Source organism: Streptomyces olindensis (assembly GCF_040645895.1).
Taxonomy (GTDB): Bacteria; Actinomycetota; Actinomycetes; order Streptomycetales; family Streptomycetaceae; genus Streptomyces; species Streptomyces olindensis.
In genome coordinates, this window is sequence record NZ_JBEYZD010000001.1 from 142,362 (window position 1) to 157,206 (window position 14,845).

The 14,845-nt window shown below is 73.0% G+C and carries 14 protein-coding genes; 6 read left to right on the forward strand and 8 right to left on the reverse strand.

What is annotated here, in order from left to right; genetic code table 11:
- Positions 1-116: 116 nt before the first annotated feature.
- Together ABZ948_RS00635 and ABZ948_RS00640 are read left to right on the forward strand one after the other, a co-directional pair.
- A complete protein-coding gene (locus tag ABZ948_RS00635; RefSeq protein WP_359755967.1) occupies positions 117-1,022 on the forward strand; it encodes an SDR family oxidoreductase in 906 nt (301 codons plus the stop codon).
- A gap of 67 nt (positions 1,023-1,089) precedes the next feature.
- Positions 1,090-1,653, forward strand: a complete 564-nt coding sequence (locus tag ABZ948_RS00640; RefSeq protein WP_359755968.1) for a cysteine hydrolase family protein — start codon at positions 1,090-1,092, stop codon at positions 1,651-1,653.
- A gap of 15 nt (positions 1,654-1,668) precedes the next feature.
- Here the strand turns inward: ABZ948_RS00640 and ABZ948_RS00645 are convergent, their stop codons facing one another.
- Complete coding sequence (locus ABZ948_RS00645) at positions 1,669-2,295, reverse strand: LysE family translocator (RefSeq protein ID WP_359755970.1); 627 nt, start codon at positions 2,293-2,295, stop codon at positions 1,669-1,671.
- A 111-nt stretch (positions 2,296-2,406) separates the two neighbouring features.
- Here ABZ948_RS00645 and ABZ948_RS00650 point away from each other — a divergent pair, with 111 nt between their 5' ends.
- On the forward strand, positions 2,407-2,859 hold the full coding sequence (locus ABZ948_RS00650; RefSeq protein ID WP_359755972.1) for an Lrp/AsnC family transcriptional regulator: 453 nt from the start codon (positions 2,407-2,409) through the stop codon (positions 2,857-2,859).
- Between the two features lie 61 nt (positions 2,860-2,920).
- Here the strand turns inward: ABZ948_RS00650 and ABZ948_RS00655 are convergent, their stop codons facing one another.
- Positions 2,921-3,871: an aminoglycoside phosphotransferase family protein gene (locus tag ABZ948_RS00655; RefSeq protein WP_359755974.1), complete on the reverse strand. Its 951-nt coding sequence runs from the start codon at positions 3,869-3,871 to the stop codon at positions 2,921-2,923.
- Positions 3,872-4,052: 181 nt separating this feature from the next.
- Between ABZ948_RS00655 and ABZ948_RS00660 the strand changes: the two genes are divergently transcribed.
- The 3 genes from ABZ948_RS00660 to ABZ948_RS00670 all read left to right on the forward strand — a co-directional run bounded on the left by ABZ948_RS00660 (position 4,053) and on the right by ABZ948_RS00670 (position 6,699).
- Positions 4,053-4,889 carry an alpha/beta fold hydrolase gene (locus tag ABZ948_RS00660; protein ID WP_359755975.1) on the forward strand — a complete coding sequence of 279 codons (837 nt, stop codon included), beginning with the start codon at positions 4,053-4,055 and terminating at the stop codon, positions 4,887-4,889.
- A gap of 113 nt (positions 4,890-5,002) precedes the next feature.
- The gene (locus ABZ948_RS00665) at positions 5,003-6,010 is read left to right on the forward strand and encodes a helix-turn-helix domain-containing protein (protein ID WP_359755977.1); all 1,008 of its coding nucleotides are present in this window, start codon (positions 5,003-5,005) and stop codon (positions 6,008-6,010) included.
- Between the two features lie 32 nt (positions 6,011-6,042).
- A complete protein-coding gene (locus ABZ948_RS00670; protein WP_359755979.1) occupies positions 6,043-6,699 on the forward strand; it encodes a DUF5701 family protein in 657 nt (218 codons plus the stop codon).
- Between the two features lie 25 nt (positions 6,700-6,724).
- Here the strand turns inward: ABZ948_RS00670 and ABZ948_RS00675 are convergent, their stop codons facing one another.
- The 6 genes from ABZ948_RS00675 to proP all read right to left on the reverse strand — a co-directional run bounded on the left by ABZ948_RS00675 (position 6,725) and on the right by proP (position 14,779).
- The gene (locus ABZ948_RS00675) at positions 6,725-9,049 is read right to left on the reverse strand and encodes a helix-turn-helix domain-containing protein (protein WP_359755981.1); all 2,325 of its coding nucleotides are present in this window, start codon (positions 9,047-9,049) and stop codon (positions 6,725-6,727) included.
- A 114-nt stretch (positions 9,050-9,163) separates the two neighbouring features.
- A complete protein-coding gene (locus tag ABZ948_RS00680; RefSeq protein ID WP_359755983.1) occupies positions 9,164-9,901 on the reverse strand; it encodes a YoaK family protein in 738 nt (245 codons plus the stop codon).
- Positions 9,882-10,406: a DoxX family protein gene (locus ABZ948_RS00685; RefSeq protein ID WP_359756111.1), complete on the reverse strand. Its 525-nt coding sequence runs from the start codon at positions 10,404-10,406 to the stop codon at positions 9,882-9,884. The genes ABZ948_RS00680 and ABZ948_RS00685 overlap by 20 nt, the downstream gene beginning before the upstream one ends.
- 68 nt (positions 10,407-10,474) lie before the next feature.
- Positions 10,475-11,137, reverse strand: a complete 663-nt coding sequence (locus ABZ948_RS00690) for a hydrolase (protein ID WP_359755985.1) — start codon at positions 11,135-11,137, stop codon at positions 10,475-10,477.
- Between the two features lie 56 nt (positions 11,138-11,193).
- Positions 11,194-13,101: an amidohydrolase gene (locus tag ABZ948_RS00695; RefSeq protein ID WP_359755987.1), complete on the reverse strand. Its 1,908-nt coding sequence runs from the start codon at positions 13,099-13,101 to the stop codon at positions 11,194-11,196.
- Between the two features lie 181 nt (positions 13,102-13,282).
- Positions 13,283-14,779 (reverse strand): glycine betaine/L-proline transporter ProP, encoded by a 1,497-nt coding sequence (gene proP, locus ABZ948_RS00700; protein WP_359755988.1) that lies wholly within the window; start codon positions 14,777-14,779, stop codon positions 13,283-13,285.
- Positions 14,780-14,845 lie beyond the last annotated feature (66 nt).

Genomic DNA, 14,845 nt, shown 5'->3' on the forward strand with positions numbered 1-14,845 from the left:
CGTCCTCCCCGACGGGGAACATGGCCGCCGCCGTTGTGGGAACGCGGTGCGGGGAAGTACGGCGCGGACCGGGACGAACCGGCCCCGCCGTGGACGACACCGGAGAAGGGGAAGCCGTGCCTCACGAGGAGGAAAAGTCCGCACCACAGGTCGTGTCCGAGCCCGAGCCGCCCTACGACTCCGACAAGCAGCGGCGGCCCGGCATCGAGGCCGACATGCGTACCGCGCCGCGCTACCGGGCGAGCCGCTACCGGGCCAGCGGGAAACTGGAGGGCAAGGTCGCGCTGATCACCGGCGGCGACTCCGGCATCGGACGGGCCGTGGCCCTGCTGTACGCGCGCGAGGGCGCCGACGTCGCCGTGGTGTACCTGCCCGAGGAGCAGGTGGACGCCGAGCGGGTGCGGCGGGAGGTGGAGGAGCAGGGCCGGCGCTGTCTGCTGCTGCCCGGCGATCTCACCGACCCGGCGTTCTGCCGCCAGGCCGTCGAGCGGACCGCGGAGGAGCTGGGCGGGCTGAACATCCTGGTGAGCAACGCCGCGTACCTCAACAGCAAGCTGGAACTGGAGCAGTTGACCGCGGAGGACTTCGACCGGACGTTCAAGACGAACGTCTACGCGTACTTCCATCTGCTCATGGCGGCGCTGCCCCACCTGGAACCCGGCGACGCCGTCATCGCCACCGCGACCGAAGAGGCCCTCAAGGGCAGCACGACGATGATCGACTACGCGGCGTCCAAGGCCGCGTTGATCACCCTGACCAAGTCCGTCGCCGTGCACCTGGCCAAGCGGGGCGTCCGCGCCAACGTCGTGGCACCCGGCCCGACCTGGACACCGCTGAACGAGGCCGACCCGCACATGCCGCCGGACGGACTCGCGCAGATCGGCAGCGAGGCCCCGCTGGAGCGGGCCGCCCAGCCGGAGGAGATCGCCCCCACGTACGTCTACCTCGCCTCCGACGCCGACTCCAGCTACACGGTCGGCGAGGTCATCGCGGTGACCGGCGGCATCGTCGACACGCGGTAACCCCCTGACGGCGGCACCGCTCATCCACCAGACTTGCTCTCGTTCTTCCACGGAGAAGGGACGGAGCATGGCGAAGAATGCGCTTCTGGTGATGGACGTCCAACGTGACATCGTGGCGGTCGCCGACGACGGTTCCGGATATCTGCCGCGCCTGCGCCGGGCGATCGACGGAGCCCGGGCCGCGGGCATCCCCGTGATCTACGTGGTGATCGGCTTACGCCCGGGTGATCCGGAAGTCAGCCCCCGCAACAAGGTGATGGCGAACATCGTGAAGGCCGGCCTGTTCACCGAGGGGCAGGCCGGCACCGGGATCCATGACGACGTCGCCCCCCGGCAGGGCGACGTCGTGGTGACCAAGAGACGCGGGAGCGCCTTCTCGGGCAGCGACCTCGACCTGGTGCTCAGGGCTCGCGACATCGACAGCCTCGTTCTCACCGGCATCGCCACCAGTGCCGTGGTGCTGTCCACGCTGTGGCGCGCCATCGACCTGGACTTCGGACTGACCGTCCTGGCGGACGGCTGCCTCGACACCGACCCCGAGGTGCACACCATGCTCACCGAGAAGCTGTTCCCGCAGTGGGCGGACGTGCTCACCGTCGACGACTGGCTCAAGGCCATCGCACCGCGCTAGCGGAAGGCCGCGCCGTCAGCCCGCCAGGCGTTCCGCCAGCAGGAACAGGCCGATGGCGATCATCAGTACGCCGGAGGCGCGGGTGACCGCGCGGGCCGCGGAGGGCCTGGTCTTCAGGACCGTGCGGGCCAGGACTCCCACGGCGAGGTAGACGACGGCGCAGACGGTCATGTGCAGCGAGCCGAGCAGGCCGGTCTGCGTGGCGACCGGCCAGCCGCCCGCCGGGTCGATGAACTGCGGGAACAGCGAGAAGTACAGCAGCAGCGCCTTCGGGTTCAGCCCGCTGGTCCCGGCTCCCTTGAGCATGACCCGCCCTGCCGAGGAGCCGGCGGGACCCGCCCCCTGTGCGGAGGCCGTCAGGGCGGCGGGCTGCCTCAGCACGCCCCAGCCGAGCCACACCAGGTAGCCGGCCCCGGCCAGGGTCAGGGCGGTGAGCAGGGTGCCCGAGCTCGCCACGACCACCACCAGGCCCGCGACCGCGAGCAGCGTGTACCCCGCGTATCCGGCGACCAGCCCGGCGACCGCCGGTACGACCGACCGGTCCCGCAGGCCCGCGGTGATCGCGTAGGCCCAGTCCGCGCCGGGGGTGAACACCAGCAGAAGATCCACTGCCAGGAATGCCGCCAGCGTCGTCGTGTCCATGGACCAGTCCCTCTCACGTGCCTTGTCGCGAGAGGAAGGCTAGGACGGATCCGCCCGAAGGTGTTTTCTTCTTTCCCCCTTGATCGCGGGTTCTGGGGCAGAATCTTCTCCATGGATGCCCTGGACCGGAAAATTCTTACCGAGCTGCAGTTGGACGGCCGGCTCACCGTGACCGAGCTGGCCGCTCGCGTGCGGCTGAGCGTCTCGCCCTGCCACCGCCGGCTGCGTGACCTCGAACGCGAGGGCGCGATCCGCGGCTACCGGGCGGTGGTGGACCCGGCCGCCGTGGGCCTGGACTTCGAGGCCCTGGTCTTCGTCACCCTGGGCTGGGAGGACGCCGACACCGTCACCGCGTTCGAGGAGGCGGTGGCCGCCGTCCCGCACGTGCTCCAGGCCCAGCGCCTGTTCGGCGAGCCCGACTACCTCCTGCGCGTCGCCACCGCCGACCTGGCCGCCTTCCAGCAGCTCTACGACCAGCGCCTCGCCCGGCTGCCCGGCGTGCAGCGCCTGACCTCCACCCTCGTGATGAAACACGTCGTGGACGACCGGCCGCTCCCCGAATAGAGCGGCACCGGCCCGGCCCGCTGCGCCGCCCGGCCGGCCGGCGTCGGCCCCCGAGCGGCGCTCAGCCGCCCAGGCCGCCGGCGAACGGCATCGTCCGCCACTGCTCCACGGCCGGCTTCAGCGCGTCCACGAGCAGAGGCAACTGCGGTGCGAGCGCGAGACACGCCACCGCGCGGCACATGCCCACGGCGTTGACGAACCGCAGCACACCCTCGTCCAGCCGCCGCAGCCCCCGCCGCTCCGCGGCCGCGTCGTACGCGGCCTCGCAGTCCGCGCCGAGAGCCGCCAGGTCCCACTCGACCGGCCCGAGCGTCGTCAGCTCGAAGTCGGAGTACAGCTCGCCCTGCGCGGCGGGGACGATGTTGGCCGCGGGGGAGTCCCCGTGGATCGGCTGGAACTCGACCCCGGGGAACGCCGCCTCGAACCCGGCGCGTGAGCCGACGACGGGTGCCAGCACCTCCCACTCCCGCCGCGCCCGGTCCAGGTCGGCCGGGTCCAGGAGGTCCGGACGCCCTTCGAGCGCGGCGAGCCCCTCCGTGACGAACCGCGGCTCGGCCGCCGACAGGAACGGCAGCTCGCCCGGGTACGCGCGCAGCGCGGCGTGCAGATCGGCGACCAGGCCGGCGTTGCGCACGTAGTCCGGTTCGGCGCTCTGGTCCACCTCGACGAACTGCCAGAACGTCATGGAGAAACCGTCGCGCCGCACCGGCTCGCGCGGCACCAGCGGACTCGGCGGAATCACCGGGTGACCCTGCTCCACGAGCCACGCCACCACATCGAGCTCCCGCCGCTGCTGCGCCGACTGGTGGGCGGCGTCGGCGTACGGGAGCAGGACGGTCGGCACCCGCACCACCACGGGCGACGGAGCGAGGTGCACCACGACGGAGAAGACGTCGTAGAGCACCCTCGCGTCGGTCACCGCCAGCCCCAGATCACGCCCCGCGGCGACGGCCGCGGCGAGCGCGCGGGAGGAGCGGGCGGCGATCTGATCCGGCGTCATGAACCCCTGCATGGCGGCGATGGTGCCACGCCGGACCCGGCGGCGCGACGGGTTAAAACCGGTGGCCGGCCGGCTCCGGCCGTGGTGCGCCCCCGGTCAAGGACCCGTGCGCCGCACGGCAATCCGCCCCGGTGCCCGCGGCCTAGCGTGGCCGCGATCCCCGCATCAACCGCCGGAAACGAGGAAGCAGCACATGCCGTACATCACCGTGGGCCAGGAGAACTCCACCGCCATCGACCTGTACTACGAGGACCACGGATCCGGGCAGCCGGTCGTGCTCATCCACGGCTTCCCGCTCGACGGGCACTCCTGGGAGCGGCAGAGCGCCGCACTGCTGGACGCCGGCCACCGCGTGATCACCTACGACCGGCGCGGCTTCGGCCAGTCCTCCCAGCCGACGACCGGCTACGACTACGACACCTTCGCGGACGACCTGAACACCGTCATGGAGACCCTCGACCTGCGCGACGCCGTCCTCGTCGGCTTCTCCATGGGCACCGGCGAGGTCGCCCGGTACGTGTCCCGCCACGGCTCCGCCCGCGTCGCCAAGGTCGCCTTCCTCGCCTCGCTGGAGCCCTGCCTGCTCCAGACCGACGACAACCCCCAGGGCGTCGCCCCGAAGGAGTTCTTCGACGGGATCGTCGCGGCCGTCAAGGCGGACCGGTACGCGTACTACACCGGCTTCTACCAGGACTTCTACAACCTCGACGAGAACCTCGGCAGCAGGATCAGCGAGGAGGCCGTCCGCAACAGCTGGAACGTCGCCGCCGGCGGAGGCTCCTTCGCCGCGGCCGCCGCGCCCTCCACCTGGTACACCGACTTCCGCGCCGACATCCCGGCCATCGACGTGCCGGCCCTGATCCTGCACGGCACGGGCGACCGCATCCTGCCCGTGGAGGCGACCGCCCGGCCGTTCCACAAGGCGCTCCCGGCCGCGGACTACGTCGAGATCGAGGGCGCCCCGCACGGCCTGCTCTGGACCCACGCCGAGGAGGTCAACGAGGCACTGCTCGCCTTCCTCGCCAAGTGATCGGATTCTTCCTCCGATTCTTCCTGGACCCCCTGGGGCCCGGATGGTGACATCGTCGGGCCGGCAGCCGATCGGGAACCGCCGGCCCTTCGATGCCGCCCAGGGGGAACCAGGTGTCCGTCGTCCTTTCCACCGCGTCACTGCCGGCGACCGACCGCGCGGAGCGCTGGCACGACGCGGTGTCCCGCGCCTTCGTGCCGCTGGACATGCGACTCCTCGAGGACGACCCGTCGCCCGGAAGGATCGTCAGCGACCGCCTGGGCTCCTTACGGGTCACGCACGTCCAGGCGGGCCCGCAGGTCGTGACGCGCAGTCGGCGGCTGATCGCCCGGGACGGCGAGGAGATCCTCATCCTCACGCTGCAGCAGCGGGGCAGCGCCATCAAGGAGCAGGACGGCAGACAGGCCCAGATCCAGCCGGGCGACTTCTCCCTCTCCGACTCCTCCCGCCTGTTCCGCAAGCAGGTGCGGGACCCGTTCAGCTTCACCTCCTTCCACTTCCCCCGGCAGGACCTCCGCGTACGGGACGAGGACCTGCGGGCGGTGACCGCGACGGCCTTCTCCGGCCGGGACGGCAGCGCCGCACTGGTCGCGACCTACTTCGCGCGCCTGGCCCGCGAGGCGGCGGGCTTCGACGCCGCGGTGGGCCGCCAGTTCGCCGCCACCGCGCTCGACCTGCTGGCCCTGCTCATCGAGGAGCGACGCGGCCGCTTCGTCTCCCGGGCACCGGAGACCGCCGCGGCCACCCTCGTGCGCGTGCAGGACCACATCCGCCGCCACCTCTCCGACCCCGGTCTGTCCCCGGCCGGGATCGCCGCCGCGCACTTCATGTCGGTCCGTTACCTGCACAAGCTGTTCGAGCTGGAGGGCGCCACGGTCGGGGAGTGGATCCGGACGCAGCGGCTGGAGCGGTGCCGCCGGGAACTCCTGCGGTCCCCGGGGCACGGGGTCGCGACCGTCGCCCGCCGCTGGGGGTTCGTGAGCCCCAGCCACTTCAGCCGTGCCTTCCGCGCGGCCTACGGGGTGACACCCCGCGAGTGGCAGCGGCACGGCCTGTGCGGCGAAGGACAGCGGGAGACGGCGGAGCGGGAACGTCCCGGCAGGGCGATGCGTTGCCCATGAGTTCGCCCACGTCTTCGACCCGAGGGAGCATCGTGCCCGACACCTCGCCCGCCACCTCCACCGCCCTCCCCGCACTCCCGGCCCTGAGCGCGCAGGCCGAGCGGCTGATCGAGCTGGGGGTGCACGAGATCGCCGGGCTGTCCGCCGAGGAGATCCGTACGTTCGCCGCCGCAGCCGGTGACGGCGACGCCCTGCTGGCCGTGCACCCGGACAGAGCCCCGGCCTCCGCCCTCGCCCCGCTGCTCCGCCGCGACGGCAAACCCGGCTTCGTCGTCGTCGACATGCCCGACGTCGACGAGTTCACCCCGTGCGCGCCCGACCTGCCCGACGCCCCCCTCTACCTCGTCACCGGCGTCGACCGCGGCGACCACATGGGCAACTGGTCCCCGGACGAGGCACTGCCCGCCCTCGCCAAGGAGGAACGCACCCCGCTGGTGCTCACCGAGGGCATCCACTGGGTGCTCCAGCAGCCCGAGGCCCTGGAGCGCAACCGCTGCTTCATGACCATCGGCTCCCGGCTGCGCAAGGCCGACGGCTCCCTGGACGCGCGCACCCCGGCGATCTGGATCAGCAACGGCACCGGGCGGGACGGCCGCGAGCGCCGCAACGCCCCGAAGGTCGGCTGGTGCTGGTGGAACAACCGGCACACCTGGCTGGGCTTCGCCTCGACCACGGGCCGCCGGGCCTAGGTCTGCGGCCCCGGCGCGGGCCGTGTCACCGCTCGAACCGGAGGGCCGGTGCCGGCCGGTCCTCGGTCAGGGCGGCGAGGCCCGCACGGGCCGCGTCGTGCACGTCCGCGGGGACGCCGTCCGCCGTGGCGAGCGCGGCGCGGTACTCGGCGGCGGCCTCGTCCCGCTCACCGAGGCGGGCGAGCGCGTGGGCCAGGTGGAGGTGGACCTTGCTCGCCTGCTTCTGCCATCCGCGGGCCTCGAACTGCCCGCGGATGGTGAGCAGGGCGTCGGCCGCCTCCCGCCAGCTCCCCTGGTCGAGGAGGACGAACGAGACGGAGTAGGTGGCGGTCAGCAGGGTGAACTCCCGTACGTTCGGCGGGATCCGGTCGTGGTGGCGGGGGTCCGCGAGCGCCTCCCGGATGTTCCGGTAGGTGTCGACGGCCGCCCGCGCACGGCCCGTCCCGCCCAGCACCCGGAGCACCCCGCAGGCCACCTGGAGGTACCCGTTGATGTCGTCCGCCGCGGAGAACAGCTCCATGGCCCGGCCGTAGTGGTCCGCCGCCGGCGGCAGGTCGTCGACGGCGTCGTGCAGCCAGCCGAGGTAGGCGTGCGCCCAGGCCTGTTGCCGGACCTCCCCGGCCTCCCCGGCGAGGCGCAGGGCGCACCGGGCCGCCGCCACCGCCTCGTCGTGACGGTGCGCGCAGACCCAGTAGGCCCAGGCGAGGTAGTTGCGGTGGGTCGCCTCCAGTCCGGCGTCGCCCAGCGCGGCGCCGGCCGCGGCGGCCCGCTCGTAGACCTCGACCCAGTGGCCCGAGGACGCCCAGTGGTCGGAGAACCAGTGCATGGCCTCCGCGACCTCGGCGACCCGCGCGTGCTCGCCGTTCTCCGCGGCCTCGCGGAACGCGGCCAGCCAGTTGTCGCTCTCCGCCTTGATCCAGTGGGCCGCCCGCTCCCGGTCGTCCAGGGCGACCAGCCGGCCGGGGTCCGGCGGCGGCGCGCCATAGTCGGGCTCGTACCAGCGGCCCGCGAGGACGGCCGTGTCCAGCAGCCAGTTCCGCAGCCGGGACCGCGCGGCGGCCGACCTCTGCTCGCCGTCCTCCGAGCGGTGCCGGCAGTGCGCGTACAGGCGCAGCAGGTCGTGCAGGCGGTAGCGGTCCTGACGTGACGTCATCAGCAGGCCCGCCTCCAGCAGTTCCTCCAGGAGGTCCTCGGCGTCGGGCAGCGGGACGCCCGCGACGACCGCGGCGGGTGCCACGCCGAAGTCGGTGCCGGGCACGAGCGAGAGCAGCCGGAACATCCGGGCGGCCTCGGGAGCCAGCCGGGAGTACGACAGCGCGAAGGCGGAGTTGACCCGCAGGTCGCCCGCGCTCAGCGCGTCCAGCCTGCGGTCCTCGTCGGCGAGCCGGTCGGCGAGCCGCCCGAGGCTCCAGTTGGCGCGGGTGGCGGCCCAGTTCGCGGCCACCCGCAGCGCCAGCGGCAGATGACCGCACAGCTCGGTCACGACGTCCGCGGCCTCCGGCTCGGCGTCCACCCGCCCGGCGCCCACGACGGCACGCAGCAGCGCGGCCGACTCCCCCCGGTCCAGCACCCCGAGCTCGACGCGCCGCACCCCCTCCAGACCGGCGAGGGTACGGCGGCTCGTCACCATCACGAGCAGGCGCCCCGCTCGCGGCAGCAACGGCCTGACCTGGGCCTCTCCGGCGGCGTTGTCCAGCACCAGGACCGCGTGCAGCCCGGCGCCGACCTCCTGGTACCGGGCGAGACGCTCCGCGTCGCTCATGCGGGCCACCTCGGCGTCCGCCACGCCCCACGAGCCCAGCAGCCGCGCCACCGCCTGCTCGGGCGGCAGGGGCCGCTCGTCCAGGCCCCGCATGTCCACCAGGAACGCCCCGTCGGGGCAGGAGGACGCCAGTTCCTCGGCCACCCGGACCGCGAGGGTGGTCTTTCCGCTTCCGGGCGGGCCGAACAGCACGGCCGCGGGCGGCGCGCTCCCGTGGCCCTCGGCGGCCTCCTGCGCGAGGGCGCGCAGCGCGGTCAGTTCCCCCTGCCGGCCGACGAAGTCACGCACGCCCCTCGGCAGGGTGTGGGACGAGGCCCGCCCGGACTCGGCGGGCCGCACGCCGGGACGGGCGGCGCGGGCGGCGGCCAGGAGCCGCGCGTGGGCGGCCTCGTCCAGCTCCAGACCCTGGGCGAGCGCCGTGATCGTGCCCCGGTGCGGACGCCGGCTCCGGCCCCGCTCCATGTCGCCGATGGCGCGCCCCGAGACCCCCGACGCCTCGGCCAGTTCCTCGATGGTCAGCCGTCTGCTCTGCCGTAACGCGCGCAGCAGCCGGCCGAACGGCGCCGCGATCCCCACCCCGGTCTCCACCGCGTGATGATACGTCCGGCCGCCGTCGTCCTCGGTCCGGCCGCCGTCGCCCTCCGTCCGGCCGCCGTCCTCCGGCCGGCCGGGATGGCCGGGACGGCCGCGGGAGCAGGTGGTTCAGGACGGCGGCCGGATCCAGGCGGCCGTCCCGGCCGAGAGACGGTGGCCGGCGACGGCCACGGCGGCGAGCGGCACCAGCACCGCCACCAGGGCCCACACCAGATGGCCGTTCAGGATGAGCCCGGCCCCGGCCAGGGCGCCGAGGAACATGGCGAGCACGGACAGGATCCGGCGGCCGGGGCGCGGGGCCTCGCCGCCCGCCGGGGTGGAGTCCGCGGCCAGGCCCGTCAGGGTGAGGGTGAGCACGGTGGTGGTCAGATCCGTCACGCCGAGGCGCCGGGCGACCGCGTTCTGCAGGCCCATGGCGAGCCCCAGGAGCACGATCAGGGTGTACTGGACGCCGGTGGTGACCCGGCCGCCCGAGACGGCGGCGACCACCACGGTGACCGCGACCAGCAGCGTCTGCACCGCCGCCGCCGACCCCAGCAGCCGCCCCCGGTGCGCGGCGAACCGGGTACCGATCCGGCCCCCGGTGAGCGCGCCCAGGAGGAACGAGACCATCGCGACGGCGGACGCGAGCGCGGACAGGCTCTCGGCGCCCGCCAGGGCGAATCCCAGGAAGACCACGTTGCCCGTCATGTTGGCGACGAAGACGTGCCCGAGCGCCAGGTAACTGACCGCGTCCACCAGCCCGGTGACGACCGTCAGCACCAGCAGCAGAGGGGACAGCGGGCCGTGCCGGTCCGCCCGGCCCGGCACCAGCGTGCGGACGGCGTCAGTCAGCAGCCGGCGCATACCGCGTCCCTTCCGCCGCCGGCGCGGACCGGTGCAGCACCACGCGGGTGAGCAGGCCGCTCGCCGGTCCTGCGGCGATCGCCGCGACACCGGCCCACACCGGCCAGGGGGTGACGCCCAGCACGTGGTCCAAGGACCAGCGCCCGGGCCCGGCGAGGGCCAGGGACGCCGCGACCACGACCAGGACGAGCGGGTACTCGTAGCCGTCGTTCTGCACCCACAACCCCTGGGGCCACTTCACGGTGCCCGCGACCGTCATCACGCCCATCGCCGTCGTCGCGGCCAGGGGCGTCAGCAGCCCCGCGGCCAGGAACAGGCCGGAACCGATCTGACCGGCCCCGGCGGCGAGGGCGGTCAGCCGGCCGCCGCGGAACCCGTCCCGGCGGAACTCCTCGGCCCCGCCCGCCCATCCGTCGCCCCCGAGCCGGAAGCTCACCTTCTGCACCCCGTGCCCGGCGATGAGCAGGCCCACCACCAGCCGGAGGACCAGCAGCCCAGCGTCCATCACGTCCCCGCCCGTTCCTGCCTGTTCTGTCTGTTCTGCCAGTTCTTGACGTTCCCGCCGTACGGGGCTCAGCCGGCGGCGTGGGAGCCGATGACGGCGTGCGCGTAGACGATGCCGAGGCCGTAGGCGCCGCCGTGCTCCTTCACCACGTCGGTCACGGCACCGTACGTCTCGGTGCGGGCCCAGTCGCGCTGCAACTCCAGGAGCACCTGCACCCAGGTGACGGGTACGACGCCGGCCTGGACCATGCGCTGGATCGCGTGCTCGTGGGCCTGCGGGCTGACGCCGCCGCACGCGTCGGAGACCACGTAGACCTCGTAGTCCTGGGCGAGCGCGGAGAGCGCGGGCAGGACGACGCAGACCTCGGTCCACAGACCGGCGATGACGAGCTTTCGCCGGCCGGTCGCCTTGACGGCCTCGACGAAGTCCACGTCCTCCCAGGCGTTCATCGACGTGCGGTCGACGACCTTCTGCTCGGGGAAGACGTCCGCCAGCTGCGGCAGGAGCGGTCCGGAGAAGGACTCGGCGGCCACGGTGCTCAGCACGACCGGCACGTCGAAGGTCCGGGCTGCCCTGGCCAGGCCGACGGTGGCGTTGATGATGGCGGTGCGGTCACCGCTGCCGGTGCCGAAGAACATCTGCGGCTGGTGGTCGATGAACAGCACCGCGCAGTTGTCCGGGGTGAGCAGGTCGGGGCTGGGAGCGGCGGTGACGTCGGCGATGGCGACCATGGGTGTGGGCCTTCCTCGGTGGTGGAGTTCGGACTTCAGGGGATGGACTTGAGGCTTCAGAGGTCGAAGCAGGGGTCGAAGGGGGTGCTCGTGACGTCCGGGGCGAGGCCGCGCGCGACGCGCCACCGGTGGTGTTCCCGCGACGCGGCGACGGCCTGGCCGAGCGACTCGGCCTGATGCCAGCCGGACGGGCCCGGGCCGGACGAGCGGGACGGCCGGGACGCCTGGTAGCCGCCGAAGTGCGCCACCGGGCTCCAGGCGGGGCTGACCGGCGGCAGCTCCTCGTCGAGGCCCTCGTACTCGGCGGCCGCGTGGACGATCCGGCCACCGGTGACCGTCAGCAGTGACTCGATGTGCGCGATGTCCGGCTCGGGCACGGTGAAGTAGTCCTCGGACAGCACCGCCAGGTCCGCGTAACACCCGGGCCGCAGCACGCCCTTGACCTCGGCCTCGCCGGTCAGCGCGGCCCCGGCGCGGGTGAACATCGCCAGTGCCGTCCCGCGGTCGACGCGGTTCGCCGGCGGGCGCAGCGCCAGGTCGCTCACCGTGCGGCCGCTGACCAGCCAGTGCAGCGCGACCCACGGGTTGTAGGTGGAGACCCGGGTGGCGTCCGTGCCGGCGGCCACGGTCAGGCCGCGGTCCAGCATGGCCCGGACCGGCGGGGCGTCCGCGGCCCGGCCCGGACCGTAGCGCCGCAGGAACGCCTCGCCCTGGAAGGACAGCCGGTTCTGCACGGACATCGCGCCGCCGAGGGCGGCGACGCGGTCGAGGCTCTCCGCGCTCACGGTCTCCGCGTGGTCGAACAGCCAGCGGTTCCCGGCCGGGAACAGCCCTTCCGCGGCGAGCTTCTCGAACACCGCGAGGTCACGGCGGATGGTCTCGTCGTAGGTGGCGTGCAGCCGGAAGCCCCATCCGTTCTCCATGAGGAGGCGCACCGCCTTCTCGAACTCCGTCTCGTAGTCCGGGGCGAGCTCCGGCCGCGGCTGGGCGAAGTTCTCGAAGTCGGCGGCGGCCCAGGTCAGGTTCTCCCCTGCGCCGTTCAGCCGCAGCCACGCGTCCCCGTCCCCGGGGCGGGTCGTCCCGACCCAGCGGGTCAGGTCGTCGATCTCCTGCCCGGGCGTCTGCGGGAAGAGGTGGTAGGCGATGCGCAGGGACAACTGCCCGGCCCGGGCCAGGTCGATGACGGTGGCGTAGTTCTCGGGGAAGTTCTGGAACCCGCCGGCGGCGTCGATCGCCGAGGTCAGACCGAAGCGGTTGAGCTCGCGCAGGAAGTGCCGGGTGGAGTCGCGCCGGTCCTCCGCGCTCTCCAGAACCGGAGCCTTGGCCAGGGTCGAGTAGAGGACGAGCGCGCCGGGCGCGGCCAGCAGCATGCCGGTCGGCTCCCCGTCCCGGCCCCGCACGATCTGGCCGCCCTTGGGGTCGGGGGTGTCCCTGGTGAAGCCGGCGGCCTTGAGAGCGGCCCGGTTCAGCACGGCCGACTGGTACAGGTGCAGCACGAACACCGGGGTGTCGGGGGCGGCCGCGTTCAGCTCGCCCACGGTCGGCAGCCGGCGCTCGGCGAACTGCTCGGCGGACCAGCCCCCGACCACCCGTACCCACTGGCCCTTGGGGGTGCGGGCCGCCTGCTCCCGCAGCATCGCCAGCCCCTGGCGCAGGCTGCGTACGCCGTCCCAGCGCAGCTCCAGCACGTAGTTGAGGCCGCCGCGGATCACGTGCAGATGGGCGTCGTTGAGCCCGGGAACCACCCGGCGCCCGAGCGCGTCGACCACCCTCGTGCCCGGGCCGACGCGGGCGGCCACGTCCTTGTCGTCGCCGACGGCCGTGATCACGCCGTCGCGGACGGCGAGTGCCTCCGCGCCCGGGCGGCCCGGGTCGCCCGTGTGCACCTTGGCGTTGCGGACGACCAGGTCCGCGGCGTCGTCCAAGGCGTGGGGAAGCAGCCCGCCGACGGGCATCGCTGACATCTTCGGAAAACCCCTCCGGGCAGAGTGACGTCGACCCGGTCCTCGGCCGGTTCGCTCATCACGCTAGGCACGCCGGTGCCGCGCCGGAGGGGTTCCGGTCCGACCGTGCGCGGTGGGGACAGCGGGGGTGCGCCCTGCGGCAAGTGCCGTCGTCACCGCGCCCGGCCGGGAGGTGGAGAGTTCAGAACTTGGGGCGGGGGGACTGGGACTGGACGAGTTCCTCGGCCTCCGCCTCCGTCTCGACGGACGGCGGGGAGCCCGCCAGGGGCTTGTTGGCGGTCTCCCGCATGCACAGGACGGCGATCACACCGACGGCCGCGGCGCCCGTGGCGTAGTAGGCCGGCATGAGGGTCGAGTCGAAGGCGCTGATCAGAGCGGTGATCACCAGGGGTGTCGTGCCGCCGAAGACCGACGTGGCCAGGTTGTAGGCCACCGACAGCGACCCGTAGCGGACATGGGTGGGAAAGATCGCCGGGAGCGCCGCCGACATCGTGCCGAGCATCGTCACCAGCGACAGCCCCATCAGCAGCAGCCCCAGGGCGATGAGGACCACACTGCCCTGCCGGATGAGCAGGAAGGACGGCAGGGAGAGGAAGAGGAAGCCCAGCATCCCCGTCATCAGCAGCGGCCGGCGCCCGTAGCGGTCCGAGAGCCGCCCGACCTGGTTGATGAGGCACATCTGCAGGACCATCACGATGAGCAGGATCAGCAGCCCGTGGTTGGTCCCGTAGCCCAGTTCGTCGGACAGGTACGTCGGCATGTACGAGAGCAGCATGTAGTCGGTGATGTTGTACGCCGCGACGAGCGCGAGGCACAGCAGCAGCGGCCGCCAGTAGCGCGTGAAGATCTTGCCGAGGTCGGCGGCGGCCGAGGTCTCCACGGCCTCCGCGGCCTCGCTCGCCTTCACCTGGCCGCCCTCCAGCTTCTGGAAGGCCGGCGTCTCGTCCAGCTTCAGCCGCAGGTAGAGGCCGATGAGGCCGAGCGGGGCCGCGATGAGGAAGGGCACGCGCCAGCCCCACGCCAGCATCTGGTCGTCACTGAGCAAGCTCTGCAGGACGACGACGAGGCCGGAGGCCCCGACGTAGCCGGCGAGGGTGCCCAGCTCCAGGAAGGAGCCGAAGAAGCCGCGCCGCTTGTCGGGCGCGTACTCCGCGATGAAGGTCGAGGCGCCCCCGTACTCCCCGCCGGTCGAGAAGCCCTGCACCAGCCGGAAGAAGATCAGCAGGGCCGGGGCCCACAGGCCGATGACGGCGTGGGAGGGGACGAGCCCGATGGCGAAGGTCCCCACAGCCATCATGATCATGGTGAGCGACAGGATGCGCTTGCGGCCGACCTTGTCGCCGAGCGGCCCGAAGACCATGCCGCCGAGGGGCCGGACCAGGAAGGCCACCGCGAACGTCGCGAAGGAGCTCAGCAGCTGGGCGGTGTCGTTCCCCGAGGGGAAGAACACCTTGCCGATGGTCGAGGCCAGATAGCTGTAGATGCCGAAGTCGTACCACTCCATCGCGTTGCCGAGGGCGGCGGCCTTGGTGGCCCGCTTGACCGCCGCCTCGTCGGTCACGGTGATGTCGCTGCGGCGCAGCTTCGGGTGGCGTCGCTTCTCGATCGCCCGGAACAGCACCCGGTGCCGTCTCACGGCCGCCGGGTCCACCGACTCGTCGTTGTCGGGCGCCGCCATCACGTGGTTCCTTTCGCCGGTCGTCTTCCCAAGCACAACGCCTGCACAGATCTCGCGCGCTCAAAC

Excerpts from the sequence above, each read along its gene's own strand:
- ABZ948_RS00690 (WP_359755985.1), bottom strand. The coding sequence starts at position 11,137 with ATGGTCGCCATCGCCGACGTCACCGCCGCTCCCAGCCCCGACCTGCTC.
- ABZ948_RS00640 (WP_359755968.1), top strand. The coding sequence starts at position 1,090 with ATGGCGAAGAATGCGCTTCTGGTGATGGACGTCCAACGTGACATCGTG.
- ABZ948_RS00660 (WP_359755975.1), top strand. The coding sequence starts at position 4,053 with ATGCCGTACATCACCGTGGGCCAGGAGAACTCCACCGCCATCGACCTG.
- ABZ948_RS00695 (WP_359755987.1), bottom strand. The coding sequence starts at position 13,101 with ATGTCAGCGATGCCCGTCGGCGGGCTGCTTCCCCACGCCTTGGACGAC.
- ABZ948_RS00655 (WP_359755974.1), bottom strand. The coding sequence starts at position 3,871 with ATGCAGGGGTTCATGACGCCGGATCAGATCGCCGCCCGCTCCTCCCGC.
- ABZ948_RS00645 (WP_359755970.1), bottom strand. The coding sequence starts at position 2,295 with ATGGACACGACGACGCTGGCGGCATTCCTGGCAGTGGATCTTCTGCTG.
- ABZ948_RS00685 (WP_359756111.1), bottom strand. The coding sequence starts at position 10,406 with ATGGACGCTGGGCTGCTGGTCCTCCGGCTGGTGGTGGGCCTGCTCATC.
- ABZ948_RS00680 (WP_359755983.1), bottom strand. The coding sequence starts at position 9,901 with ATGCGCCGGCTGCTGACTGACGCCGTCCGCACGCTGGTGCCGGGCCGG.
- ABZ948_RS00650 (WP_359755972.1), top strand. The coding sequence starts at position 2,407 with ATGGATGCCCTGGACCGGAAAATTCTTACCGAGCTGCAGTTGGACGGC.
- proP (WP_359755988.1), bottom strand. The coding sequence starts at position 14,779 with ATGGCGGCGCCCGACAACGACGAGTCGGTGGACCCGGCGGCCGTGAGA.